Annotated in this window: 25 protein-coding genes and 2 pseudogenes; 15 read left to right on the plus strand and 12 right to left on the minus strand. The window is 60.0% G+C overall.

Going from position 1 to position 24,670, the window contains the following annotated elements; genetic code table 11:
* Positions 1 to 57: 57 nt before the first annotated feature.
* Complete coding sequence (locus HBO41_RS02920; protein WP_058422241.1) at positions 58 to 1,233, plus strand: MFS transporter; 1,176 nt, start codon at positions 58 to 60, stop codon at positions 1,231 to 1,233.
* A gap of 94 nt (positions 1,234 to 1,327) precedes the next feature.
* Positions 1,328 to 2,281 carry a hypothetical protein gene (locus HBO41_RS02925; protein WP_169985067.1) on the plus strand — a complete coding sequence of 318 codons (954 nt, stop codon included), beginning with the start codon at positions 1,328 to 1,330 and terminating at the stop codon, positions 2,279 to 2,281.
* On the opposite strand, the gene HBO41_RS02930 is transcribed toward HBO41_RS02925, so the two are convergent.
* Together HBO41_RS02930 and HBO41_RS02935 are read right to left on the minus strand one after the other, a co-directional pair.
* On the minus strand, positions 2,278 to 2,943 hold the full coding sequence (locus HBO41_RS02930; protein ID WP_099550482.1) for a DUF6933 domain-containing protein: 666 nt from the start codon (positions 2,941 to 2,943) through the stop codon (positions 2,278 to 2,280). The two genes, HBO41_RS02925 and HBO41_RS02930, sit on opposite strands and share 4 nt — an antisense overlap.
* A 43-nt stretch (positions 2,944 to 2,986) precedes the next feature.
* Positions 2,987 to 3,349, minus strand: a complete 363-nt coding sequence (locus HBO41_RS02935) for a hypothetical protein (protein ID WP_017137865.1) — start codon at positions 3,347 to 3,349, stop codon at positions 2,987 to 2,989.
* 189 nt (positions 3,350 to 3,538) lie between these two features.
* Between HBO41_RS02935 and HBO41_RS02940 the strand changes: the two genes are divergently transcribed.
* The gene (locus tag HBO41_RS02940) at positions 3,539 to 3,919 is read left to right on the plus strand and encodes a hypothetical protein (protein ID WP_017137866.1); all 381 of its coding nucleotides are present in this window, start codon (positions 3,539 to 3,541) and stop codon (positions 3,917 to 3,919) included.
* Here HBO41_RS02940 and HBO41_RS02945 read toward each other — a convergent pair.
* From HBO41_RS02945 to HBO41_RS02960, 4 genes are all read right to left on the minus strand, one after another.
* Positions 3,849 to 4,406, minus strand: a complete 558-nt coding sequence (locus HBO41_RS02945; RefSeq protein ID WP_099550481.1) for an AAA family ATPase — start codon at positions 4,404 to 4,406, stop codon at positions 3,849 to 3,851. The genes HBO41_RS02940 and HBO41_RS02945 overlap by 71 nt on opposite strands.
* A gap of 58 nt (positions 4,407 to 4,464) precedes the next feature.
* Positions 4,465 to 5,979 carry an amidase family protein gene (locus HBO41_RS02950; RefSeq protein WP_169985069.1) on the minus strand — a complete coding sequence of 505 codons (1,515 nt, stop codon included), beginning with the start codon at positions 5,977 to 5,979 and terminating at the stop codon, positions 4,465 to 4,467.
* 125 nt (positions 5,980 to 6,104) lie between these two features.
* Positions 6,105 to 6,563, minus strand: coding sequence for a hypothetical protein (locus HBO41_RS29440; protein ID WP_017137869.1), 459 nt, complete (start codon positions 6,561 to 6,563; stop codon positions 6,105 to 6,107).
* A gap of 389 nt (positions 6,564 to 6,952) precedes the next feature.
* On the minus strand, positions 6,953 to 8,011 hold the full coding sequence (locus HBO41_RS02960) for an MBL fold metallo-hydrolase (protein ID WP_099550478.1): 1,059 nt from the start codon (positions 8,009 to 8,011) through the stop codon (positions 6,953 to 6,955).
* A gap of 140 nt (positions 8,012 to 8,151) precedes the next feature.
* Here HBO41_RS02960 and HBO41_RS02965 point away from each other — a divergent pair, with 140 nt between their 5' ends.
* The 5 genes and pseudogenes from HBO41_RS02965 (at position 8,152) to HBO41_RS02980 (ending at position 12,207) form a co-directional block, all read left to right on the plus strand.
* Positions 8,152 to 8,778, plus strand: coding sequence for a TetR/AcrR family transcriptional regulator (locus HBO41_RS02965; RefSeq protein ID WP_099550477.1), 627 nt, complete (start codon positions 8,152 to 8,154; stop codon positions 8,776 to 8,778).
* A 190-nt stretch (positions 8,779 to 8,968) separates the two neighbouring features.
* The gene (locus HBO41_RS02970; protein WP_017137872.1) at positions 8,969 to 10,027 is read left to right on the plus strand and encodes a diguanylate cyclase; all 1,059 of its coding nucleotides are present in this window, start codon (positions 8,969 to 8,971) and stop codon (positions 10,025 to 10,027) included.
* 263 nt (positions 10,028 to 10,290) lie between these two features.
* A pseudogene (locus tag HBO41_RS29745) lies at positions 10,291 to 11,061 on the plus strand (PAS domain-containing protein); the annotation flags it as partial.
* 114 nt (positions 11,062 to 11,175) lie between these two features.
* A pseudogene (locus HBO41_RS29750) lies at positions 11,176 to 11,610 on the plus strand (methyl-accepting chemotaxis protein); the annotation flags it as partial.
* Between the two features lie 78 nt (positions 11,611 to 11,688).
* Positions 11,689 to 12,207: a DUF1003 domain-containing protein gene (locus HBO41_RS02980; protein ID WP_099550475.1), complete on the plus strand. Its 519-nt coding sequence runs from the start codon at positions 11,689 to 11,691 to the stop codon at positions 12,205 to 12,207.
* Between the two features lie 156 nt (positions 12,208 to 12,363).
* Here HBO41_RS02980 and HBO41_RS02985 read toward each other — a convergent pair whose 3' ends face one another.
* Complete coding sequence (locus tag HBO41_RS02985; protein ID WP_169985071.1) at positions 12,364 to 13,242, minus strand: LysR family transcriptional regulator; 879 nt, start codon at positions 13,240 to 13,242, stop codon at positions 12,364 to 12,366.
* An 80-nt stretch (positions 13,243 to 13,322) separates the two neighbouring features.
* Between HBO41_RS02985 and HBO41_RS02990 the strand changes: the two genes are divergently transcribed.
* A complete protein-coding gene (locus HBO41_RS02990; RefSeq protein WP_169985073.1) occupies positions 13,323 to 14,030 on the plus strand; it encodes a CTP synthase in 708 nt (235 codons plus the stop codon).
* Positions 14,027 to 14,347 (plus strand): antibiotic biosynthesis monooxygenase, encoded by a 321-nt coding sequence (locus HBO41_RS02995; RefSeq protein WP_169985075.1) that lies wholly within the window; start codon positions 14,027 to 14,029, stop codon positions 14,345 to 14,347. Before HBO41_RS02990 ends, HBO41_RS02995 begins: the two co-directional genes overlap by 4 nt.
* Positions 14,348 to 14,553: 206 nt before the next feature.
* Here the strand turns inward: HBO41_RS02995 and HBO41_RS03000 are convergent, their stop codons facing one another.
* Complete coding sequence (locus HBO41_RS03000) at positions 14,554 to 14,877, minus strand: DUF2025 family protein (protein ID WP_017137878.1); 324 nt, start codon at positions 14,875 to 14,877, stop codon at positions 14,554 to 14,556.
* Between the two features lie 232 nt (positions 14,878 to 15,109).
* On the opposite strand from HBO41_RS03000, the gene HBO41_RS03005 reads away from it, so the two are divergent.
* The 4 genes from HBO41_RS03005 (at position 15,110) to HBO41_RS03020 (ending at position 19,756) form a co-directional block, all read left to right on the plus strand.
* Positions 15,110 to 16,237 (plus strand): glycerophosphodiester phosphodiesterase, encoded by a 1,128-nt coding sequence (locus tag HBO41_RS03005; protein ID WP_017137879.1) that lies wholly within the window; start codon positions 15,110 to 15,112, stop codon positions 16,235 to 16,237.
* A gap of 96 nt (positions 16,238 to 16,333) precedes the next feature.
* Complete coding sequence (locus tag HBO41_RS03010) at positions 16,334 to 16,639, plus strand: PepSY domain-containing protein (protein ID WP_017137880.1); 306 nt, start codon at positions 16,334 to 16,336, stop codon at positions 16,637 to 16,639.
* 228 nt (positions 16,640 to 16,867) lie between these two features.
* Entirely contained in the window at positions 16,868 to 17,890 is a 1,023-nt protein-coding gene (locus tag HBO41_RS03015) for a transporter (protein WP_017137881.1), read from the plus strand.
* Positions 17,891 to 18,139: 249 nt separating this feature from the next.
* A complete protein-coding gene (locus tag HBO41_RS03020; protein WP_169985076.1) occupies positions 18,140 to 19,756 on the plus strand; it encodes an inorganic phosphate transporter in 1,617 nt (538 codons plus the stop codon).
* A gap of 123 nt (positions 19,757 to 19,879) precedes the next feature.
* Here the strand turns inward: HBO41_RS03020 and HBO41_RS03025 are convergent, their stop codons facing one another.
* The 3 genes from HBO41_RS03025 to HBO41_RS03035 form a co-directional block, all read right to left on the minus strand.
* Positions 19,880 to 20,854 carry a biotin-dependent carboxyltransferase family protein gene (locus tag HBO41_RS03025; protein ID WP_017137883.1) on the minus strand — a complete coding sequence of 325 codons (975 nt, stop codon included), beginning with the start codon at positions 20,852 to 20,854 and terminating at the stop codon, positions 19,880 to 19,882.
* Positions 20,851 to 21,729, minus strand: coding sequence for an allophanate hydrolase subunit 1 (locus tag HBO41_RS03030; protein ID WP_017137884.1), 879 nt, complete (start codon positions 21,727 to 21,729; stop codon positions 20,851 to 20,853). Before HBO41_RS03030 ends, HBO41_RS03025 begins: the two co-directional genes overlap by 4 nt.
* Positions 21,730 to 21,799: 70 nt before the next feature.
* Positions 21,800 to 22,558, minus strand: coding sequence for a 5-oxoprolinase subunit PxpA (locus HBO41_RS03035; protein WP_017137885.1), 759 nt, complete (start codon positions 22,556 to 22,558; stop codon positions 21,800 to 21,802).
* A gap of 222 nt (positions 22,559 to 22,780) precedes the next feature.
* Here HBO41_RS03035 and HBO41_RS03040 point away from each other — a divergent pair, with 222 nt between their 5' ends.
* Positions 22,781 to 23,698 carry a LysR family transcriptional regulator gene (locus tag HBO41_RS03040; RefSeq protein ID WP_169985078.1) on the plus strand — a complete coding sequence of 306 codons (918 nt, stop codon included), beginning with the start codon at positions 22,781 to 22,783 and terminating at the stop codon, positions 23,696 to 23,698.
* Here HBO41_RS03040 and HBO41_RS03045 read toward each other — a convergent pair.
* Entirely contained in the window at positions 23,695 to 24,591 is an 897-nt protein-coding gene (locus HBO41_RS03045; protein WP_169985080.1) for a LysR family transcriptional regulator, read from the minus strand. The genes HBO41_RS03040 and HBO41_RS03045 overlap by 4 nt on opposite strands.
* Between the last annotated feature and the right edge of the window lie 79 nt (positions 24,592 to 24,670).

Raw genomic sequence — 24,670 nt, forward strand, 5'->3', positions numbered from 1 at the left:
GTTTTCACCGTAGATCTGTGTTGTCTTGAAGCAATAACAAGGACGCTCGCCCCCACCGTGGCCACCTATTCCCTGGTAATTCGCCGCCTGATGATCTGCTCGGTGACCATCGTGGTCAGCCGCGCCATGACCAGCCCATTGCTGGCCTTGCTCTTGAGTACCCGACTGGGCCTCAACCAGCAGGACATCGGCCTGTTGATGGGCATTGCCGTGTTTATCGCCACGTTGCTGGGCCTGTATGGCGGCTACATCATCGACCGCCTGGAAAAGCGCAAGCTGCTGATCCTGGCCATGCTCTCCAGCTCCATCGGTTTTCTATTGCTGACGTTCGCCAGCAACCTCTATCTCACCACCCTGACCCTGGTCATTACCGAAGCCGCCTCGGCGCTGTTCCTGATCGGCTCCAAAGCCATCATCAGCGAGAACCTGCCGGTGGGTGATCGCGCCAAGGTGTTTTCCCTGCGTTACACCCTGACCAATGTTGGCTACGCCACTGGGCCGATGATCGGTGTAGTGATTGCCGGGCATATGCAACTGGCGCCGTTCTTGATCGCCAGCGCCATTGCGTTTGGCAGCCTGTTCCTGATGATCGGCATCCCACCGACCCAGCGCGATGACAGCCACAAACCCTTGAGCTTCCTCAGCACGCTGCGCACGTTGCGCAGCGACCGCACGCTGATCCTGTTCACCAGTGGCAGCCTGTTGAGCACCATTGTCCACGGGCGCTACACCCTGTATCTGTCGCAGTTTTTGCTGGTGGCCTACAAACCCGCCGAGGCGCTGAAGATTCTGTCGGCAGTGCTGGCCTGCAACGCCATTACGGTGATTGTGATGCAGTACCAGATTGGCCGGTTTCTCAAGCGCGAACAGTTGCGTTACTGGATCGTGCTGGGCACGTTGCTGTTCATAGCCGGGCTGGTCGGTTTCAGCCAGGCTCACAGTCTGCTCACGTGGTGCCTGGCGATGTTCGTGTTTACCCTGGGCGAGATGATCATTTACCCGTCGGAATTCCTGTTTATCGACACCATCGCCCCCGACGCATTGCGCGGCAGTTATTACGGCGCACAAAACCTGGCGGCGTTTGGCGGAGCGATGAGCCCGGTTATTTGCGGCTATTTGCTGATCAACGCTGCGCCGACCAGCATGTTCTATGCGTTGGGTGCACTGACTGCGATGGGCGGCACTTTGTGTTTCTTGAGCGGCCGCCGTGTAGCTGGCACACCGCTTATCTAAGGTGGGAGCTGGCAAGCCAGCTCCCACATTTTGCTCTCCGTAATGTCTGGTATTTGCGTAGTATCCAGCCATTCATCTCACGGACCCGAGCCCCATGAAATTCGACACGGCCTACAGCCTGAGTCTCGACGACAAGCTGTCGATCTACGACGTTCGAGACCTGAATTTCGACGAAACCGCCGACTTCGACTCCGATAAGGACAGCTTCCTGTGCCCCAACGATGAATGCCGCGCAGCATTCGAAACGGGCAATACGCTGAGCACGTTCAACGCGAAAAACGTCAATTATCAGCGCACGCCGCATTTCAAGAACAAGACCAGCACCCGGCATATCGACGGCTGCCGCTATGCCAGCACGCATAAGACGGCAACCGGTGAAAGTGACGACGAGCGCGAAGACAATTTCCCATCGGAATTTGTACTGACCCGGCGTCAGTACCCGCGCAACACTGCGCTTGTCGGCAGCGAGGGAAGAGCCCCACAAGATTCGGCGAAGGCGCCTTCGACAAGTACCCGTTCATCCCACATCAGCAGCGACACAACCCCGGACAAAACCAGCGTCTTCGCACACCCGGTCGAGTGCTATGTGTCGAATATCGACGACAAGGACAAGCTCAAGTCCATGCCGCTGAAGGTTGGCGAACACTCCGCGAATTACTGGACGTTCTTCAAGAAAATCGAATACCTGCAAGACAATAAAGGCCTGATCTACTGGGGCAAGATCAAAGCGATCAAGGATTACACCAGCAGCTTTCGCATCGACTTCGAAAAAAAGGTGTGGCTCGACAAAAAGCCCTACTCGGTGAACGTCTACCTGAGTAAAAAACTCATCGAAAACTACCGCAAGCGCACCGCATTCCTGGAGCAGATCAAGGCGGCAGCGAGTAGCGAACGGGCCTTGTATTGCTTCTTTTACGGGGTGACGCCGGAGCTCAAACAGGTGCCGAGCAAGAAGAACCCCGAGCAGACATTCGGGGTGTTCAGCGCCAATATCGAGAACCTGGACCACTTGATCATTCGTGAGGCACCGGGAATGCAGGAGCATTAGGCAAGGGCGCGTGATCGCTGAGCTTGCCGGTATTGTTCGCGTGCAGCTCGGGCGGTGGCCGCGTCTATCCCGCCAAATGCTGTCAGCCAGTGAATCAGCATTTCTTCCTCTGGCCAACCATAGCCCTTTATCCCGGGAATGGTTCTGGGTGTACGATTGATGGCTTCGTCATAGCGTCTCGCACTCCACGGCTGCTTCACAAAGTCGAAACCTTCAGCGTCCCATTTAAACACGCGCAGGATTTCATTGATTTGGCCCTGGCTGCTGCGGTCGCTGCGCTGGTACAAGCAATAAGTGCTCCCCAAGCCGCTCAGCAGCGGATCACAAACGGACGGCGAGAGTATGTCCAGCACGCCACACTTCAGCGCTACATTCATCACGCCATCGATCCAGCGATGGGCAAATGTCTTCACAAAACCCGCGTCATCGGCCTTTTTCATATCGAAGAACAGCATGCTATAGCGCGTCTTCAAATGCGTCGCCACCAGCACATGCTTACGCTTAACTATTGCCGCATGGACCAGCCACTGGTTAGGGTCTGTGTGCAGCGCAAGACCCTCGGCGCTCGGTATCGGTGGTTTTTCAACTGGGGTAATTTTCTTACCCTTGTGAATACGGCTGAAAAAGTCGCTGCCGGCTTGTGAGCAATTAAATGTCAGCACACTGTGTTCCTGCGCAAAGTGATCAACGCCAAGTGTGCCCTATTTACTCGCCGGGCAATTGCTCCTCAACCCACTCAAGTTCATAAGGCTGCCTGACGGCATAGCTGATGGCATCAAGCGTTTCTTCGCTGAGTATTGCCAACTCGGCGTCGGTCAACAGGTCATGGTGCACCATCAATGCCAAGCACGGATAGGTTGATGAGCGACTGTAATAGTCGAACATATCGGCCATATCCTTGTTGCGGGCATGAATCACGCCATACAGCATTCCGTACCGGGCGTGAGCGGACAAGGCACCGTGCTCACTGATAGTCCTGGCATCCGCCAGGACACCGAGGCAAAACCGATCAAGGGCCAATGCCCTCAAGCCTTTGAATTTCTTCCAATCACTTTCGGAAATAGACATAGCGTCGTTCTCTCGTCAGCTCAATCGGTCCGCAGATCTTGCTATCGGCGTGCGAGCTTTGCAACGTCCACTGTCCTTCTGGATAGGGCAAGTGAACCCCCGATAAAAAATCCAGTTGATGAACGGCGCAAACAACTGTACAAAAACACAGTATAGTTTGCCTTCCCCCGTCGAACCTGGAGAAACCCCATGTCCTCTCTGGCAATGAGCTCTTTCGTAGAACAGCAGATCGTCCTGCACCAATTCACCGCCAAACACAGCGCACAGGCCCGTGTGATGCTGGGCTGGAGCCGTGAAGACCTGGCCCGCCAGGCCGGGCTGGCGGTGGAGGTGGTTCAGCGTTTTGAAAGCCTGGGTGAGGTGGAGGATGAAGCTCGGTTAGCCCTCGCGTTCCGGCTGGAGGCTGAAGGCCTGGTGTTTTTTCCAGGGTTTGCCCCGGGCTGGGGGATGAGCGCACGCAAGTTTGCAGCCGCCCCTGCCGAGCTCGCGGCACCTGGCCTCATCTCGCGGTTGATGGGCTCAGCAGCGGCATCAAATGACTCACCAACGCCTCAGCCGAATGGTGCGTAGAGTCCAACCGAAGCACCGGGCAGGTCAGCGGTTTCAACCAGCTTTCATGCCGACGCAGGCTGCGTAGGCTGTGGTTGCCGCCGTCGTAACGGGCGGCCCAGGCCAGGAATGCGATGCTGTTGGCGTGGCGGCTGCCGCCCTCCAGGATCTGTTCGCCGTAGCGTTGCACTTCGCGCAGTTGCAAGCGGTGCAGGCGCACATGTGGGTCCAACCGCAGGAAGACTACATGGGTGAACTGCGGGATCATCGCATCGCCCCAACCGCACAGTGAGCCGGACAGTACCCAGCCCTCAAGGCCGGCACTCTGTTCCTGCAACAGGCGGATGCGTTCATCCTTGGGCCGGGCGACCGTGAAAGGCTCTGACGTTTGTTGCCAGTAGAAATAGTCAGAGTCGAAATAGGCGACGCCCAAGCGTTTGGCCAGAGCCTGGCCCAAGGTCGAGGTACCGGCACCTGCAGCGCCGATAATGTGTATTTTGTAGGCCATGCTTGCTCTCCATGGCTTTGAGTGTAATACGCGAGATTTGCAGCACGCAGCGCGTCATTTAAAGCTCGGGTTTTACACCGGCTTGGGCCGCCTGCTCGTACCCATAAGCCACTGCCAGCAAGGTGGGTTCCGACCAGCGAGTACCGAAGAAGTAGGCACTGGTAGGCAGGCCGTCCTCACTCGTCCCAGAAGGTACGGTGACCCCTGGGTAACCTGCTGCGGCAACCCCGAAGTAACTGTTGGTATCGTAGTCCGACACTATGGCATGCAGGTTTTTCTCCTTGATCGGGTCATCCACGCTGCTGCGAAAATCCTGGATAAGCGCGTCCCACAGCGTTTTGCGTTGCTGCGGTGTGAGAGTGGCTGCGTTGACCTTCTTGAGTACAGATTGGTGATCCGTCTCAGTACCATCACGGGTTTCATTGAATGTTATCAACTCGGCCAATGATGTGACCGGCAGGCCCGGACGCTTGGCCAAGTAGGCATTCAGTTCTTCCCTTACATCCGAGAGCAACAGTTCGTCGTAGCGTGAAGCATCTGCCAGCCGCAGGTTGATCGGTAACAACGTAGCGCCTTGCTCACGAAGTACTTGCAGTGTCTTGCTAAATTGCGGGCTGTTGTCCACCGGCAAACTTTCACCGTTGAACGTAAAGGTCGCGGGATAACCGATACGCTTGCCCTTCAAGGCGCCTGGCACCAGCAGTTTGGTGTAGTCGATGCCTTGAGGGGCGCCCAGGCTTTCGGGATCGCCAGGGTCACTGCCGGACATGGCATTGAGCATCAACGCAACGTCATACACCGAACGAGCCATGGGGCCGGGTGTGTCTTGTCGGCGGCTGGCGGGAATAATCCCGTTGCGATCCAACAAGCCAACGCTGGGTTTGAGCCCCACCACACCATTGAGCGCCGCCGGTACGATGATCGAACCATTGGTTTCTGCACCGACCGCCAGGGGTGCCAGCCCGGCCGCTATCGCTGCGGCAGACCCCGAACTGGAGCCACCGACGTCGGCACCCGCACGGTGAGGGTTAAGGGTTTGCCCTCCCCGGCTACTCCAGCCATCGGGGCCACCGCGAAAGCCAGCCAGTTCGCTCATGTTGGTTTTACCCAGGATCACCACCCCTTGCTGGATGAGGTAATCGACAAGAGCAGCATTCTTGCCGGCAGCCGCCCCCACAAGACCAAACGCACCTGCACTGGTTTGCATGCCAGTCGTTTCGATGGTGTCCTTGAGCAAAATGGGTACGCCATGCAACGGGCCACGCACCTTGCCACTGGCGCGTTCACGGTCCAGTTCGCACGCGACCTCGAGTGCCTCAGGGTTGAGTTCGATGACGGAGCACAGTTGAGGGTCCAGCGTGCGGATACGCTCTTGCAGGAAGTTCACCAGATCAACCGACGTAAGCCCGTGCGGCCGAGCCATTTGTTCGCCCAGCTCGCGAACGCTTGCGTATGCAGTCTCTGGCGCCACGGGCTTTGCAGCCGTTGGTGTTTCTACTACAGGCGAGGTCTGCGCCGGCAAGGTTTGCGCAGCCTGGCGGATCATCGAATAGATGCCGTAAGCAACCGTCATAAAGGTCTCTCCTGAGTTCAGAATTCATGCGGGATCAAGTCCGCCATTCTAAAAACCCCAGGTGTTAAAGACCCTCAGGCAGTCTCTGCTCACATCGTAGGAGGGTTCAGCACTTCCTGTAGTTGTTACGAGTTCTTTGACGCGCAGGCGCTGACCTGGCGATAGGCATGCAACAACAGCGGCAATGCATCACGCGACCATTGTGCGCCGTAAAACCACAGTTTCGCCCCATCTCCCAACGGTTCGCAAAGCGACGGATAGCCGCTGATGCAGGCACGATGAAACGCGACGCTCTCGCTGCCAGAAACCAGCGCATCCAGGCGATGCGCGGTCATGAGGTCGTCGATTTCATTGCTTTGCAGGGAAAATTGCAGGCTGCTGTCTTCACGACGCGCGTCCACTGGCACCAAGTGCGCACCGGCCTGGCGCAGAAGGTCGAAGGCTGCACACAAGGCTTCGCTGTGTTCGACGGCCTCGCGATGACCGCCTTGCACATAGCGGTCAGCGAACCCGATACGCCAACCCGATAGCATCTGTGAAGCGGTGAAGCTGGTGTTGTTCAGTACCAGGGGGACTTCCACCATGACCGGCCCAGTAGGGTCGATACCGCTTAAAGCTGCGAGTGATAACGCGGGATCCCGCGCAGGTCTTGCCGGTAGGGCCGGCGCGTTGTAGCCAGGAATGGGCGCCGCGCCAACCACTTGCGCCGCGCCGAAGACGATACCTGCGCGGCTCAGATTCTCGGGTTTAGCATAAACGGACTCGGCCGCGGGCTCTACGCTGCCCGCCTCCTCCGTCACAGGCAAGGAAAGCCCTGGGCGACACGGCATCCCTGATCGCCAATGCGCCCTACAGTTTTTTTCCATCAAAACCCGACCTCCGACAATTGATTGCGCGGGATCATCGCACTCTCATCTGGCGTTTGTCGCAGTCCTGAAACACCCTGAAAATCCTTTTTCCAGGTGGCAACGTTTCAACCCGCTGCGTGTTCTTTTACACCTTGAGTTTCCACCTCCAGCCACCACGCATGCCCGCGCTCCGGCTGGTTCAGGCTGAACGCCTGCCCCATCGCCGGCGTGGTAATCGCCACGTTGCGCTCCCAGGCCAGGGCCATGATGCGATCGAACGGTTCGTGCCAGGCGTGGAAGGCCAGGTCGAAAGTGCCGTTGTGAATCGGTAGCAGCCAACGGCCTTTGAGGTCGATGTGTGCCTGCAGGGTTTGCTCAGGCTGCATATGCACATGGGGCCAGTCGACGTTGTAAGCACCTGTTTCCATCAGCGTCAGATCAAACGGGCCGTATTGTTCGCCGATGCGTGTGAAGCCGTCGAAATAACCGGTGTCGCCGCTGAAAAAGATCCGCCGCGCGCCGTCGATCATCACCCAGGAACACCACAAGGTCTGGTTGCCATCAAACAGGCCACGCCCGGAAAAATGCTGGGCCGGTGTGGCGATAAACCGGATGCCCTCGACTTCGGTGCCTGCCCACCAATCCAGTTGCCGGACTTTGCTGGCATCCACACCCCACTTGACCAGCGTGTCGCCCACGCCCAGCGGCGCAAGAAAATAGCGGGTCTTGTCGGCCAGTTGGATCACCGCGTTGCGGTCAAGATGGTCGTAGTGATTGTGGGAAAGAATCACCGCTTCCAGAGGCGGTAACTCTTCAAGGCTGATCGGCGGCTGATGAAAGCGCTTTGGCCCAGCCCAACTGAAAGGCGAGGCACGTTCGGCAAATACCGGGTCGGTGACCCAGAACTTGCCGCGCATTTTCAGCAGCACAGTGGAATGCCCCAGGCGAAACACACTGTGATCGGGTGCTGCCAACAACTGCTCACGCGTCAGCGGTTGCACCGGGATCTTGCCTACCGGGCGTGTGCTGCGTGGTTTGTTGAACAGCATGTTCCAGAAAATGCGCAAGGTTTTGCCAAAACCACCGTGCTGCACTGGAGCATCGTTGCTGAATTGCCCTGGCGTATGCTCGGCAGCCTTTGGCGCAGCCGGCGCGGGGTCGAGACGGGTTGAAATCGTGGCCATTGCAGAGTGACTCCGGGGTCGGCTCATAAAAGACACTGCGAAGACTAACTACACTGCACAGTGTAGTTTCTAGATTGCAACAAAACCCTGAGCAAGTAAACTACCGAGTGTAATTTCCTTTTAGAGCCTTAGAGCCGACCATGACTGCACCTCTGCGCCTCACCGATCGTAAACGCGAAGCCATTGTGGCTGCCGCTATTACCGAGTTTCGCGCGAATGGATTCGAGGTCACCAGCATGGACAAAATCGCCGCCACCGCCAGCGTTTCCAAGCGCACGGTGTACAACCACTTCCCCAGCAAGGAAGAGTTGTTTGCCGAAATCCTCCACCAGTTGTGGGCCAGCAGCGTTGCCCAACTGGACGTGAGCTACGCCAGCGACCGCCCGCTGCGCGAGCAATTGCGCGGGCTACTGGAGGCCAAGATGCTGATGATGTCGGACGCCAACTTCCTCGACCTGGCCCGTGTCGCGATTGCCGCCACCATCCATTCGCCGGAACGCGCACAAGACATGGTCAACCGCCTGAGCAAGCGCGAAGAAGGCTTCACCCAGTGGGTGCGCGCCGCGCAGGAAGACGGCCGGCTGTCCTGCACCGACCCCGCCTTCGCCGCCCACCAGATACAAAGCCTGCTCAAGGCATTCGCGTTCTGGCCGCAGATCACCCTGGGCCAACCTGTGCTCGACGCCGCCTGCCAGGCCAGCGTGATCGAGTCAGCCATCGACCTGTTCCTGGCCGGTTACGAAGTGCGCACACCAAGGCCGCAGTAAACCCTGTTACAGACGCGACATTCCAGGTCGCTTTTGGCGTATTCCCACGCTGTGCTGCGCAAATGGCCTGGAAGGACACTGATTATTCCCACGCGAATAACTGACAATATTCACCGTTAATATCCGATCAACGGTTCTACCCGCTGACGCACGTTGTCGTACCCGCAAAACAGAGCTGACCCGGAACACTATGGAAAACAGACGAGGCAAAGGGCTTTCATTTGCCAGACGTATCTACAAGCCAAGGATCATCGGCCTGGGTATCGGTTGTATCAGTGTGGCCGGCGCCCTTTATCCCCTGGCGATGCCGGGCTGGGTGTGGGCGTTCCTGCTGTTCAATGGCTATGCCTGGGCGCATGTGGCGTATCAGCTCTCGACCCGTTCGCAGTTTCCCTATCAGGCTGAACAGCGCAACCTGCTCTATGACTCGTTGTTCGGTGGTTTCTGGGCCGCCGCCACCCAGTTCACGCCCCTGACGGCCGTGACCGTGCTGTCGATGATGACCATGAACAATGTCGCGGCCGGCGGCAAACGCCTGTTTCTGCGCGGGCTGCTGGCGCAAGCGGCAGGTACCGCGGTGGCGTGGGGTTTGTTCGGGGTCAAGTTCAACCCCAATGTCAGCCTAAGCCAGGTCTACACCTGCCTGCCGATGCTGACGCTCTACCCGATGGCCATCGGTATGGTCTGCTACCAACTGGCGATCAAGCTCTCGGAACACAAACGCGCCCTCAGCGCCCTGAGCCGTATCGACAGCCTCACCGGCCTGCTCAACCATGGCTCGTGGAAAGACCTGTTGAACCTCAAGTTCCATAAGTGCCAGCAGCAAAGCAGCCACGCCACTATCGCGCTGATCGACATCGACCACTTCAAGCAGATCAATGACACCTACGGCCATATCGTCGGTGATGCGGTGTTGCGCCAACTCAGCCAAGAGTTGCGCCTGCACCTGCGGGAAAACGACTTGGCCGGCCGCTATGGCGGCGATGAGTTCTGTGTGATTTTGCCGCAAATGCCGCTGGAAGAAGCCGCAAAAGTCATGGAACGCATGCGCGAAACATTCGGCAACTATCGTAATGCCCAGATCCCGGAGCTGCGCGTGAGCCTGAGCATTGGCCTGGCCGACTTCCAGCCACTGTTCAGCGATGCCGCGATGTGGCTCAACGCGGCGGACCGTGCACTGTACACAGCCAAGGAAACCGGGCGTAACCGGGTTAATGTCAGCGATTACGTGGTCGCCCATTCCGCTTGAGTTGTCCGATAACACCTCGTCTGAATCTTCCACCCGCGCCTCGCAGCGATAGCATAATGCCGCCACTGGTCGCCTGCCCAAAAATGGTCCTGCCCTAACGGCGAACTTCTTGGCAGGCTGATCACTCTGAACCCCTTGTTCCGCCCCCTCTGTCAGCACCAGGAAGCTGACAATGAGCAAGTCAACCGTAAGGCCCAGGGCCATACGGGGTCAGGCGCCTATTCATGGATACCTCTGACGCGTGCTTCCCCGAGCTCTCGAACATGCTATTTAACGCCCATAAAAAAACCATCAGTACCCTGCAATACACCAATGCCCAGCAGGCCAGCCTTCTCGACGCGATTGAGCGCTCCATGGCCGTTATCGAGTTTGACCTGCAAGGCAGCGTGCTGCGTGCCAATGACAACTTCCTCAAGACCATGGGCTACCGCGCCGAGCAGATCCTGGGCCAGTCACACCGGATGTTCTGCACACCCGCGTTCGCCCGCAGCGCCGAGTACAACCAGTTGTGGACGCACTTGCGCAATGGCCAATTCCAGTCCGGCACCTTTGAGCGGCTGGCCGGCAATGGCCAGTCAGTATGGTTGGAAGCGAGCTATAACCCGGTGCGCGATGACACGGGCCAAGTGATCAAAGTGGTGAAGTACGCCATGGATGTCACCCCGCGCCTGCAGGCCGAAAGCGAAGCCAACGCCAAGCTGGGCGCCATCGACCGTGCCATGGCAGTGATCGAATTCAACCTCGACGGCACCATCATCACCGCCAATGACAATTTTCTGCAGCGCATGGGCTACAGCCTGGCGCAGATCCAGGGCAAACATCACCGCATGTTCTGCACACCGGAGCTGGCCAACAGCGCGGCGTATACCGAGTTCTGGAAACGCTTGAACCAGGGCGAGCTGTTCAACGGCCAGTTCGAGCGCGTTGATAAACACGGCCAGACCCTGTGGCTCGAAGCCAACTACAACCCGGTGTACGACGCCAGCGGGCGCCTGTGCAAAGTGGTCAAGTTCGCCTCTGACGTCACCGCCAGGGTGCAACAGCACGCTGCCGACGCCGCCAGCGCGGCCCAGGCTTATCATATTTCCCTGAACACCCGGGATGTGGCGGAAAAAGGCGCCGACGTGATTCAGCAAACCGCCAGCGGCATGCGCGAAATTGCCGCCGACATCGACACCTCCTCGCAACTGATCGCCAAGCTGGGTGAGCGTTCGCAGCAGATCACCGCCATCGTCAACACCATTCGCGGGATCGCCGACCAGACCAACCTGCTGGCCCTCAACGCCGCCATCGAGGCGGCACGCGCGGGTGAGCAAGGCCGTGGTTTTGCCGTGGTGGCTGACGAAGTGCGGCAACTGGCAGCCCGCACCAGCGGCTCGACGGCGGAAATCTCCAGCATGATCGCGATGATCCAGGACGAGACCCGCCAAGCCATCGAGAGCATGGACAGCACCCGCGACCGCGCGGCGCTGGGGGTCGACCTGGCCAACCGCGCAGGCACGGTGATCCTGCAGATTCGCGAAGGCACCACCGAGGCGGTGCAAGCGGTGAGCGCGTTCGCCAACGAGCGCGGCAACACCTGACCGGTTCTTCATGTGTGTGTGTCGGGGGGCGCGGTCTATAGTGCTAGCTTGTCTTAACGCTTAGGATTCGAGCCCGCCATGACCCCCGACAAGCCAGACGCCGTACCTGTCGATCACCTGCGCTTCCACCGCGGCCACGCCCATCTGGCGCCGACCTTTGGCAACGACACCTTTGCCCTCAAGGCCGAAGCCTTCGCACGCTTCTTTGGCACGCCGACCTTTCTCGGCGCGCAAACCGCGATCGTGGTGGTGTGGGTGGTGCTGAACATCACCGGCGTCACGCATTTTGACGTGTACCCGTTCATCCTGCTCAACCTGGCGTTCAGCCTGCAGTCGGCTTACGCCGCGCCGCTGATCCTGCTGGCCCAGACACGCCAGGCCGCCCGCGACAAAGCCCAGTCCGACGCCGATGCGCAACACCGCGAAGCCCTGGCCATTGCCAATACCGAACGCCAGGCCCAGGCCGCGCAAACCACCAAACAGTTACTGGAGTTGCTGGAGCAGAATACCCGGCTGACGGAAATGACCAAGCAACTGACCGAGCGTATCGAGACGTTGACGTGCGAAATGCATGAGCAGTTTGTGCGAAAACCCTAAAGGCAGACCAAAGAACCCTTGTGGCGAGGGAGCTTGCTCCCGCTGGACTGCGTAGCAGGCCCGCTCTTTAAAACCAAAAGCAGGGCCGCTGCGCGCCCCAGCGGGAGCAAGCTCCCTCGCCACAGTTACCGTCTCGCCCTTGGTTGATAGCCCAGCTCAAGGCAGCCGAATATGCCGCCCCAACTCATCAAACAAGGTCACCACCGAGCGCAGTGCCCGGCAGTCCGGGCGTGTCAGCAGCCATAGCGCCGTATCACGCCCCGCCAGCGCGGGGCCGAGTGGTTGCAAACCGTCCTCCAACAGAAAGTCCGGCAGCGCCGCCACGCCCAACCCTGCCCGCACCAGTTCGGCGACCGACAACATGCTGTTACAGCGATAACTGGGACGCACACCCGGCAGGTGTTCACGCCGCCAGGCTACGGTGGAGTGATCGGGCAAGAAGTCATCCGGCGCGATCCACGCCAGCTCGGCCAACTCACGCCCCTGGTTTTGGCGGGCATAACCCGCGCTCGCGCACACCTGATAGGCCACGGTGCCCAGTCGACGGCCAACCAGATGCTCCGGCGGCGTCTTGGTCAGGCGCAGCGCAATGTCCGCGTCGCGGCGGCTGAGGTTGGCAAAATCATTGGACGTGCTCAACTCCAGGATCAACGCCGGGTAGGCCGGCATGAACTGCGCCAGCGCCGGTAGCAGCAACCCCTGTAGCACCGAGTCGGTGCAGGTCAGGCGCACGGTGCCGCTGATTACTTCACCACCCTGCTCCACCCCGATGCGCGCCGCTTCCAGCGCTTGCTCGGCCTGTTCGGCCTGCTGCGCCAGGTGGCTGGCCAAACTGGTGGGCAGGTAGCCGGCACGGCTTTTTTCGAACAGGGTCTGGCCCAGGGCCGTCTCCAGTCGTCGCACGGCACGGAACACCGTGGACACATCCACCCGCAGCAGCGTCGCCGCCCGCGCCAAGGTGCCGCCACGCACCAGCGCGAGAATCAGCGACAGGTCCGGGTAATCGAGCTGATAGTGCGTGGCTGCATGGAGCATGTGGGCAAACGCCAATTTTGATTGCGTGAGCGCCAATCTATAGTGCGCCTCAGGACACCACAAGCCATGGGAAGTACACAATGAAAACCACCCCTCTGCACCTCGCCCTGATCGGTGATTACAACCCCGACGTAACGGCCCACCAGGCCATCCCCGTGGCGCTGCAACAGGCTGCCGACGCCTTGGGCCTGAACGTGCAGTTGCACTGGCTGGAGACCGACTCGATCACCCCGGCCACCGAACTGCATGCCTTCGACGGCTTCTGGTGCGTGCCCGCCAGCCCCTACCGTGATGCCGACGGCGCACTGCGGGCGATTCGTTTTGCCCGCGAGCAAAAACGCCCATTCCTGGGCACCTGCGGTGGTTTTCAACACGCGGTCATCGAATATGCCCGCAACGTGCTGGGCTGGGCGGATGCGGAGCATGGCGAACTGGCGCCCGAGGCCAGGCGCGCGGTTATCACGCCGCTTGCGTGTTCCCTGGTCGAAGCCACCGGCAGCATCCGCCTGGCGCCCTACACACGTATCGCCGAGGCTTACCCCAGCCTGGAAACGGAGGAAGGCTACCGTTGCAGCTACGGCATCAACCCCGAGTTCGCCCAGGCATTACTCGAGGGCGACCTGATCCCCAGCGGCCACGATTCGGCGGGCGATCTGCGTGCCGTCGAACTGCTGGGCCATCCGTTTTTCGTCGCCACCCTGTTTCAGCCCGAACGCGCGGCACTTAAAGGAATTACGCCGCCACTGGCGGTTGCCCTGCTCAAAGCCTGCCAGGCGCAATCGGTATGATCGCCACCACACCCGCCCCGCCCTATTACGCCGTGATTTTCAGCTCGTTGCGTACCGAAGGCGATCAAGGTTATAGCCAGGCCGCCAACCGTATGTTGGAACTGGCGCGCGGACAACCGGGGTTTCTGGGTGTTGAGTCGGCGCGGGAAGACGGCTTGGGCATCACCGTTTCCTACTGGGAAAGCGAAGCAGCGATTTTGGCCTGGAAGCAACAAACCGAACACAGCCAAGTGCGCGAGCAAGGCCGCGCCAGTTGGTATTCGGCGTTTCACACCCGCGTGTGCAAGGTCGAGCGGGCTTACAGCTTCGAGCGTTGAAACACAGCCTCAAGCCCCCTGCAAAAACCTGTGGGAGCTGGCTTGCCTGCGATAGCATCAACTCTGTGTGCCTGATACACCAAGGTGTCTGCATCGCAGGCAAGCCAGCTCCCACAATTAGACCGAAGTGTCTCAGGACAATGGTGATCGAGCAGGTGGCCGCCTTAGCGAGCAAGCCCCACAGGTTGCTCTCCACTTGCCTGGACCTAGCTCACCAAACTGCGCAACGCACTGATCTGCGGGATCTCCACCCGGCGCATATACACGCGCAACGGCTCGGTGATGTTGATACGGTCATCGATATTCTGGTCCAGCAGCAACTGCAGGCGTTCGCGCGACAGGGTCATAGTGTGGTCGGCGGCCGGCAGCCAGACAAATTCGGCAGTGGGGATGATGCCGTCATCGGCCACGTCCATGCCGAAGGCGTCTTCGCTGAAACGCACGATGTAGTAGCCGGTTTTGCGGTTAAGGCCGACAAAACCCTGGAGTTGGTCGGCGGCCTGGCAGATAAGCTCGGAAGTGATGCGCATGGTAAACCTCACTGAAAAGTCCCACAGGGACTGGAAAGATGGTTTACACGCGTGGCAGAAATTACTGCCCTCTAACGGGGCAGCTTTGGCCAAGAATACTGCAACGCAGCACAAAAAAACCCACAAAAATGCCTCGTGAGTACCTTAATGTCGGTTTGGTGATAGCGCCTTTCGCAATCAATTGTTAAAAAGGACGCCTTCTCAAAGTTACCTCCACGAAAGGACTTCGCATATGCCTGTCACGTTTACCAAGAGCGCCCTGCTGCTCGCTCTGATGCTCGGCCTTGGTCAGGCACAGGCTGCCGACCCGATCAGCCCGGCTGAATTGGCGACAAACGAAGGCATTCCGTACCCGGCTGTCATTGCTCACCGTGGCGCATCCTACGACGCCCCCGAATCCACCGCGGCGTCCTACAAGCTCGCCCGCGACCTGGGTGCCGACTACCTGGAAATGGACCTGCAGCGCAGTAAAGACGGCGTACTGTTCGCCCTGCACGACAACAACCTGCAACGCACCACCGACGTGGCCACCAAGTTCCCCGAGCGCAAAGACGCTCCGGCCAACGAGTTCACCTGGGCCGAACTGCGCACCCTGGACGCCGGCAGCTGGTTCAACGCCGCTTACCCGGACCGTGCCCGCCCGGCGTTTGTTGGCCTGAAAATCCAGAGCCTGGACGAGATCATCAAGATCGCCGAAGGCAACCCGCAGCACAAACCAGGCCTGTACATCGAGACCAAGGAGCCCAAGCAGTTCCCGGGCATCGAAGCCGACCTGAAAAACAAGCTGCTGGATAAAGGCTGGTTGAGCTCCGCCGGTTCCAAGCTGGGCAAGAGCAACACCGGCGTGGGCCAGGGCAAAGGCCGCGTGGTGCTGCAGACGTTTGAAAAAGACAGCTTGAAAGAGCTGCAGAAAGAAATGCCCAACACCCCGAAAATCCTGCTGTTGTGGGTTGGCCCAGGCAGCATCGAGCCTAAATCGGCACAAACCTTCGCTGAGTCCGGCGAAACCACCAAGGCCGCCTACTACGCCAAGCAAGAGCCAAAAGACGCCGCCGAGTTCGAAAAGTGGGTGGACGAAGCCAAGAGCCTCGGCGCCATCGGCACCGGCCCTTCGGCCGAGCTGACCAACCACGGCGACCAGAGCTACACCGACCTGGTGAAGCCTGAGATGAACAAGCTGACCCACGACAAAGGCCTGCTGGTGCACGTCTACACCGTCGATGAGCCCGTGGACTTCGAAAAAGTCATGAAAGCCGGCGTTGACGGCATCTTCACCAACCGCGCCGCCGAACTGCTGAAGTTCTACAAGCGCTGGCCTTCGTCGAGCGTGCAGGACCTGCTCAAGGACAACGGCTACTGAGTAATTGGTGGGTGTCATTGCGCCATTAAGGATGAATTAAGTTGCGCTGGTTAATCTGGCGCCACTTAAACAGCTCACCGAAGAAGGACACACACCATGAAAACCCTGACCGCCCTGTTCGCCGCTACCGCCTTGACCCTGACTGCCGGGTTGGCCCAGGCGGATGTTCGCCCGGACCACATTGAAGGTTTGCTCAAGTCCGGCGCCGTGATGCCGTTCGAAAAACTCAACGCCGCCGCCGTGGCCAAACACGCCGGTGCCAGCATCACTGACACCGAGCTGGACCACAAAAATGGTGTACTGGTCTACGAAGTTGACCTGACCGACACCGCCGGCAAACGGTTTGAAGTGAAGCTCGACGCCAAGACCGGCGCCGTGCTGGAAGACAAACTGGACACCTGAGTCATCGTTTAAAAAAACCGCGCCACGTTTAAAGTGGCGCGGTTTTTTTATGCCTGCTCGCCAGCCATCACGGAGGGTTGATCAAATTACACCGACAAAGCGCAGGCCTGCGCCTGGAAACCCGCTGAGCGAGTTTTCAAACTGTCACAAAATCGTCATCCCGCCTTGCAATGATTCGCCCACGCGAACCTGTGAAACGTCCTACAGGCGCTTTCTCTGCGAGCCTCCATGAACCACAGCATCGACCACAGCCACCAGGATCCCGATCTGTTTGGCTTGCTTTACGGTTTTCGTTTTCGGCCCGGTGAAAAGGGCGAGCAAATTGATTCAGCGACCGCGCTGGCCGCGCTAAAAGCGCCGCAAGACCCGGAAGAATTCCTGTGGCTGCACCTGAACCTGGCCCACGCCGCCTGCGAGCGCTGGATGCAGGCCAACCTGTCATTGCCCGACGAGTTTTTCGAAGCCCTGCACGAAGGCTCGCGCTCCACGCGTATCGAACACGTCGACTCGGCCTTGCTCGCAGTGGTCAACGACGTGGTGTTCAACTTCAGCAGCATGGTTTCGTCGGATATCTCCACGCTGTGGGTCTGCGCCCGCAGCCGTTTGCTGGTGAGTGCACGCCTGCAACCGCTGCACTCGGTGGATAAATTGCGCTCGTCGGTGAAGGCCGGTGAACGCTTTCGTTCGCCCCTGGAACTGCTGGTGCATCTGTTGCGCGACCAGGGTGAGGTGCTCACGCAGATCGTGCGTAAAACCAGTATCAGCGTCGACCATATCGAAGACCAGTTACTGTCCTCGCGCCTGTCCACCAACCGCGCCGAACTGGGTGCCGCACGCCGGGTGCTGGTGCGCCTGCAACGTCTGCTGGCACTGGAGCCGGGCTCGCTCCTGCGCCTGCTCAACCGCCCGCCGCAGTGGCTGCAAAAGGAAGACGTGAAGGAGTTGCGCAAATCCACCGAGGAGTTTGCGCTGATCATCAACGACCTCACGGCCCTGGGCGAACGCATCAAGCTGTTGCAGGAAGAAATCGCCGCCAACCTCAACGAACAAAGCAACCGCACGCTGTTTACCCTCACCGTGGTGACGGTGCTGGCGCTGCCGATCAATATCATCGCCGGTTTTTTTGGCATGAACGTGGGCGGCGTGCCGCTTTCCACCGACCCGGAAGGGTTCTGGATCCTGGTGGCGCTGGTGGCAACGTTTACCTTGATTGCCGGGCGCTGGGCGTTCCGTAAACGCAAAGACTATTGAATTGCAATACAGTCAAATTGTGGGAGCTGGCTTGCCTGCGATGGCTATCTATCAGCCAACTGTTCATTGCCTGATGCACCGCTATCGCAGGCAAGCCAGCTCCCACATTGATTGCACTCTGACATTAGCTTTGCGGGGGTTTATAGATCAACGGTAGGCTCAATTCCTTAAACACTGACCTACCGCAGCATCTCTGTAACATTCTGCAATGATCATCAAGACCATCCTCCCCACACTGGATGCTCCGGCATGGCCACCCCTTCCCTGACCGCTTCCAACACCGCCACACACGCAGACCCCAAACCCCGGCTGGATACAAAACCCGGCCTGCTCACCGTGATCATTTTCTTCGCCGTGCTCGCCATGGGCTTGTTGTTTACCGCCTACAGCCTGATGCACGACATGACCGAACTGGGCACCGTGGTCACCACCTGGACGCCGTTCCTGCTGCTGGGCGTGGCGCTGTTGATTGCCCTGGGCTTTGAGTTCGTCAATGGTTTCCACGACACCGCCAACGCCGTGGCGACGGTGATCTACACCAACTCGCTGCCGCCGCACTTTGCGGTGGTATGGTCGGGCTTTTTCAACTTCCTCGGCGTGCTGCTGTCCAGCGGTGCGGTGGCGTTCGGCATCATCGCCTTGCTGCCGGTCGAGCTGATTTTGCAGGTCGGTTCCTCGGCTGGCTTCGCCATGATTTTTGCGCTGCTGATCGCGGCGATCCTGTGGAACCTCGGCACTTGGTGGCTGGGCTTGCCAGCCTCGTCATCGCACACCCTGATCGGCTCGATCATCGGCGTCGGCGTCGCCAACGCCCTGATGCACGGGCGTGATGGCACCAGCGGTGTGGATTGGAGCCAAGCCACCAAGATCGGTTATGCCCTGCTGCTGTCGCCGCTGATCGGTTTTGCGTTTGCCGCCCTGCTGTTGCTGGCGCTGCGCGCCTTTGTCAAAAACCGCTCGCTGTACAAGGCCCCCAAGGGCGACACCCCGCCGCCATGGTGGATTCGCGGTGCGTTGATCGCCACCTGCACTGGTGTGTCGTTCGCCCACGGCTCCAACGACGGGCAAAAAGGCATGGGCCTGATCATGCTGATCCTGGTGGGGACGCTGCCGATGGCGTACGCGCTGAACCGCACCATGCCGGCCGAGCAGTCCTTGCAGTTTGCTGCGGTGGCTGAAGTGACCCAAGTGGCACTGGTGAAAAGCGCACCGCAAGTATTGCCAGGCGACCCACGGCCGATTCTCTCGACCTATGTACGCACCAAGGAAGCCACCCCGGAACTGGTGCCGGCCCTCGCCGCCCTCGCCGGCCAGATTGGTGACGAAGTAAAAGGCTACGGCTCCCTGGCCAAAGTCCCCGCTGAAGCCGTCGGCAACGTGCGCAACGACATGTACCTGACCAGTGAAACCATTCGCTTGATGGACAAGGGCAAGGTCGGCAACTTCGACGCCGACACCCAAGGCAAGCTGAAACTGTTCAAAGACCAGATCGACGCGTCCACACGCTTTATCCCGCTGTGGGTGAAGATCGCCGTGGCCATCGCGCTCGGGCTGGGCACCATGGTCGGCTGGAAACGCATCGTGGTCACGGTGGGCGAAAAAATCGGCAAGACGCACCTGACTTACGCCCAAGGCGCCTCGGCCGAGACGGTGGCCATGCTGACCATCGGTGCGGCGGATATGTTCGGGCTACCGGTGTCGACGACCCATGTGTTGTCGTCGGGTGTGGCAGGCACCATGGTGGCCAATGGCGGTGGCTTGCAGATGAAGACCATCCGCAATCTGCTGATGGCCTGGGGGCTGACGTTGCCGGCGGCGATTTTGCTGTCGGGCAGCCTGTACTGGCTGTTCACCAAGCTGTTCTGACCTCGATGGGAGCTGGCTTGCCTGCGATGGCATCACCTCGGTTCAACTGACAGACCGAGGCGCTTGCATCGCAGGCAAGCCAGCTCCCACACAAACCTGTTCCCACATGGGTTTTAGGGTGTGTCAGTGATTGAACAATCCAGCCATGGCCTTCAAGCGCTTTTTGTAGATTCGCCGCGCCTCCAGTGCTTCCTCCAGTGTCACCGCCACAAACCCCGCCCGCTGGTTGGGCTGCATCTGCCCGATCAAGTCCAGGTCGGCACTGATCACTGTGCCGATCATCGCGTAGCCGCCACCCGACACAGCATCGCGGTGCAGCACAATCGGCTCCAACCCCGCCGGCACCTGAATCGAACCGATCGGGTAGCAACTGTCGACGATATTCGAGGGGTCCGAGCCAGCACCAAACGGTTGTTCGCGTGGTTGAAAACTCAAGGCGCTGCCGCCCTTGAAGCGATAGCCGATGCGATCCGCCTCGGAGCCCACCGTCCACGGCTCAGCAAAAAAACTGCTTTTTGCCGCATCCGTCAGGCGCTCGTAATACAGCCCTGGCACCACGCGCAGGGTCACGTCGCCACCGACCGAACGGCGCAAGGCCATCGGTAAGCTATTGCCCGCGCGGCCTGTTCCACTGGCCTCGCCGATCGGCAGCTCATCGCCTTCCTGCAAGCGCCGCCCTTCAAACCCACCGAGCGCACCAAGGGTGTACGTCGAGCGGCTGCCGAGCACCCGCGGCACGTTGATGCCACCGGCCACCGCCAGGTACGTGCGCGCGCCGGCCTTGGGAAACTCAAAGCGCAGCACTTGCCCGGCGCGGACCTGAAAGGCGGTGTCCTGATGCACCACTTCACCATCCAGACGCGGCGACATCAGCGCACCACTGAGCGCCACCAATGCGTCCTGGCGAAACTCCAGTTCAGGGCCGATCAGTGTGCACTCCAGGCCCGCCGCACCGGCTGGGTTGCCGACCAAGTGGTTGGCCGCACTCAATGCGTACTGGTCCAGGGCGCCCGAAGGCGGAATGCCCAAGTGGTAATAACCTTCACGACCCAGGTCTTGCACAGAAGTGGCGAGGCCGGGTTTGAGGACCTTGATCATGCCAGCGCCTCCTGCAGGGTTTTCGGGTAGCCGATGGGGTCGGCGAGAAACGCATCCAGGGAAAATTCCACCGGGCGGATACGCAAATCAAAACGCCCTGCCTCCACTTCGGCCACCGCCAAATCGTAGGCGTCGCGGTCCATCGGTTTGAACTGCACGATGTCACCCGGGCGGAAAAACACCATGTGTTCCTTGAGGTACGCCAACTGCTGCGCCGGGTCGTAGATCGGCGCCGGGGTTACGCCAAACATCTGGTAACCACCCGCGCCGCGCACTGAGTAAATGCAACCGAAACAGCCGCCATGGCCGAGGGTCAGTTTGGGCGTGTCGGTGCGCGGGCGCAGGTACTTGGGCACCTGCAATTGCCGCTCGCGCTCGACCATCTGGAACATGAACGGCAAGCCCGCAACAAACCCGACCATCGACACAAACCACGGCGCGCCACTGTGGGCGGCGATAAACGCGTCCACATCGGCCAGGCCGTTGATGCGTGCGGCGTATTCCAGATCGGTGCCGCTGGGGTCTTGGTGGCGGTCGCGAAAGCGCATCAGGGTTTCGTGGGTCCAGGGGTCGTTGTAGAGCACCGGGATTTCGATGATGCGCGTGTGCAAGGTGCGTTCGGCCACCGCCTGGGCTTCGGCACTTTGCACCGCGTCGAGCAGCACATGCGGCGCGATACGGTCGGGGTCGAAGCGAATCTGGAACGATGCATTGGCCAGGCACACATCCAGCACGCCCTCCAACGCCAGGCGCTCCACGGCGCGGGTCACGGCCATGCCTGTGAAAAAGGCTTCCAGGGACATGCTGTCGCTGACCTCGGCAAACAGGTGTTCATCACCGCCGAAGCTGTAGCGGATGGGGGTGGTTTCAGCCATGTCTGTTCCTCTTGGAATCATTGTAGAAAGGCAGGCAAAAAGTGCTGTTGCGATATTTTTATTGGGGTGCTTATTGAGGTGATCTGACTTCAATCCCAGCCTGGTCCAGGGCTTCGCGGGTGGCTTCCACCAGTTCCAGCGCGCCAGGCGTGTCGCTGTGCAGGCAGATGGAGTCGAATTCGATCAACAGGTCTTCGCCTTCTACGGTTCGCACCCGGCCAGTCTGACAAGCACGCAGGACGCGCGCCGCAACGGTTGCAGGGTCCAGTGCACGCACATTGCGGGTAAACACAATGGACCCGCTCAGGTCGTACTCACGGTCGGCGTAAAACTCGCGCACCACCGGTTGCCCCAGTTCCTTGGCCACGCGCCAGATCACCGAGTTGGGCATGCAATACAGCAACAGCGTCGGCTCGATGATTTGCAGGTTCTGCACCAGCAGCCGAGCGGCTTCTTCGTCGCGGGCCAGGTGCATATAAAGCGCGCCGTGGGGCTTGATATGTTGCAATGTCAAACCTTGGGCACGCGCGATTTCGCGCAGCGCGCCGAGTTGGTAGAGGATGTCATCCACCAGTTCCTGGGCCGGTGCGTTGATGTGCCGACGGCCGAACCCCACCAAGTCACGAAAGCCCGGATGCGCGCCGATGCCCACACCCAGTTGCTTGGCGCGTTCGACGGTGCGGCGCATGGTGCCGGGGTCGCCGGCGTGGAAGCCGGTGGCGATATTGGCCGAGCTGATGTAGGCCATCAGGTCAAAGTCGACGCCATCGCCGATGGTCCAGGGGCCGAAGCCTTCGCCCATGTCCGAATTGAAATCCACTGCCTGCATCGAGGTCGCTCCGCCAAAAGAAGATGACTGAAAGTAGGCTGGGGCTTGACCCCTTGGGAAGATCTATTATCAGATGGCCCATCTTCTGAAAATCAGATACCCAAAGATCGTTCCCACGCTCCGCGTGGGAATGCAGCCCAGGACGCTCCGCGTCCCAAAGCGTGACGCAGAGCGTCACAAGAGGCGTTACCACGCAGAGCGTGGGAACGATCGGAGAAAGCCATGTCCCTGACCTTGCGCCAAGTGCGCTACTTCGTCGCCACCGCCGAAATCGGCCAGATTTCCCAGGCCGCCATTCACCTGAACATCTCCCAGTCGGCGGTGACCACCGCGATCAAGGAACTGGAGGCGATGCTCGGCGTGCAGTTGTTCGTGCGCTCGGCCCAGGGCATGAACCTCACTGACGCCGGGCGGCATTTTCTCAACCGCGCCTATGTGATCGTGCGCAGCGTGGACGACGCCCTCAACAGCCCACTGCCCGACTACCGCGCCAGCGGCGTATTGCGGGTAGCGGCCAGCTACACAGTGTTGGGTTACTTCCTGCCGCATCACTTGCAACGCATGGAACACTGGCACCCGGACGTGACCATCGACGTCTTCGAGCAGGAGCGCCAGGCCATTGAACACGGCCTGCTCGACGGCCAGTTCGACATGGCCGTGGTGCTCACCGCCAACCTGACTCACGCGGATATCGTCTCGGAAATCCTGTTCAACTCCGAACGCCGCCTGTGGCTGCCCAGCCATCACCCGCTGTGCGAGCGCGGCGCCGTGAGCCTGGCGGATGTGGCACAAGAGCCTTACATCCTGCTGACCGTCGACGAAGCCGAGCACAGTGCCATGCGCTACTGGGAACAGGCCGGGCAAACGCCGAACGTGCGGCTGCGCACCAGTTCGGTGGAGGCGGTGCGCAGCATGGTCGCCAATGGCAGCGGCGTGGCGATCCTGTCAGACCTGGTGCACCGGCCGTGGTCGCTGGAAGGCAAGCGCATCGAAACCCTGACCGTCACCGACCCGGTCACGCCCATGAGCGTCGGCCTGGCCTGGCACCGCGAGCGCGCATTCACCCCGGCGATGCAGGCGTTCCGCGATTACTTCCACGACGCCTTCCTGGCGCCGCAGCAGTTGTCAGCGCGGCGTTAAATACGCGCCTGCAAGGTCGCCGCCAGCCACTCCATGAACACCCGCACCCGCAACGGCAAATGCCGCTGGCCGGCGTAGAGCATGGAGACATCCAGGGGCGGTGCGAGGTAGTCCCCCAACACCGAAACCAACTCGCCACTGGCCAATAAATCGCGAACGCCGAGCAACGGCACCTGGATAATCCCCAAGCCGCCAAGACACGCCGCCTGGTAGGCATCGGTGCTGCTGACGGTCACGCGCCCGGCCATGGCCACGCGCTGCACCTTGTTACCCAGTAGGTATTCAAACCCGGCCGAGCGCGCACCGAGCGGGCGCACGTAGTGCACCAGTTGATGCTGCGCCAGATCGGCAATGGTTTCGGGCACGCCATAACGTTGCAGGTACGCGGGGCTTACGCAGTTGACCATCGGCATGCTGCACACCTTGCGCGCAACCACGCTTTGATCGGGTTGCGCGCCCACGCGCACCACGCAATCAAAGCCTTCAGCAATCACGTCGACCTGGCGATCCGAACTGCTGATTTCCATCTCCACCAGCGGGTGGCGCGCCATGAACGAGGGCAGCTGCGGCATCACCAGGCCGCGCGCCATGGCGTTGGGCATATCCACCCGAATGCGCCCGGCCAATTGCGCTTCATCCTGGCGAAACAGGCCTTCGAGCTCTTCCATGTGTGCGAGCAAATCCTTGCTGCGCTCATACAACACGCGGCCGTCCTGGGTGGCTTGCACGGTGCGCGTGGTGCGCTGCAACAGGCGCGCACCCAGCAATGCTTCCAGCGCCTGCACGTGCTCGGACACGGTGGAGCGTGGCAGGCCCAGGCTCTCGCCGGCCTGGGTGAAACTCGACAGCTCGGTGACGCGCACGAAGGTGCGCAGTAGCTCAAGTTTGTTCATGGGATTGTTCGCCTTATCCGGCCAGTGATTCCGATATCAGCCTGTTTATCACGTTATAGGCGGACAAATACACTCAGTC

This window comes from Pseudomonas sp. WS 5146, assembly GCF_012985495.1.
GTDB lineage: Bacteria > Pseudomonadota > Gammaproteobacteria > Pseudomonadales > Pseudomonadaceae > Aquipseudomonas > Aquipseudomonas edaphica.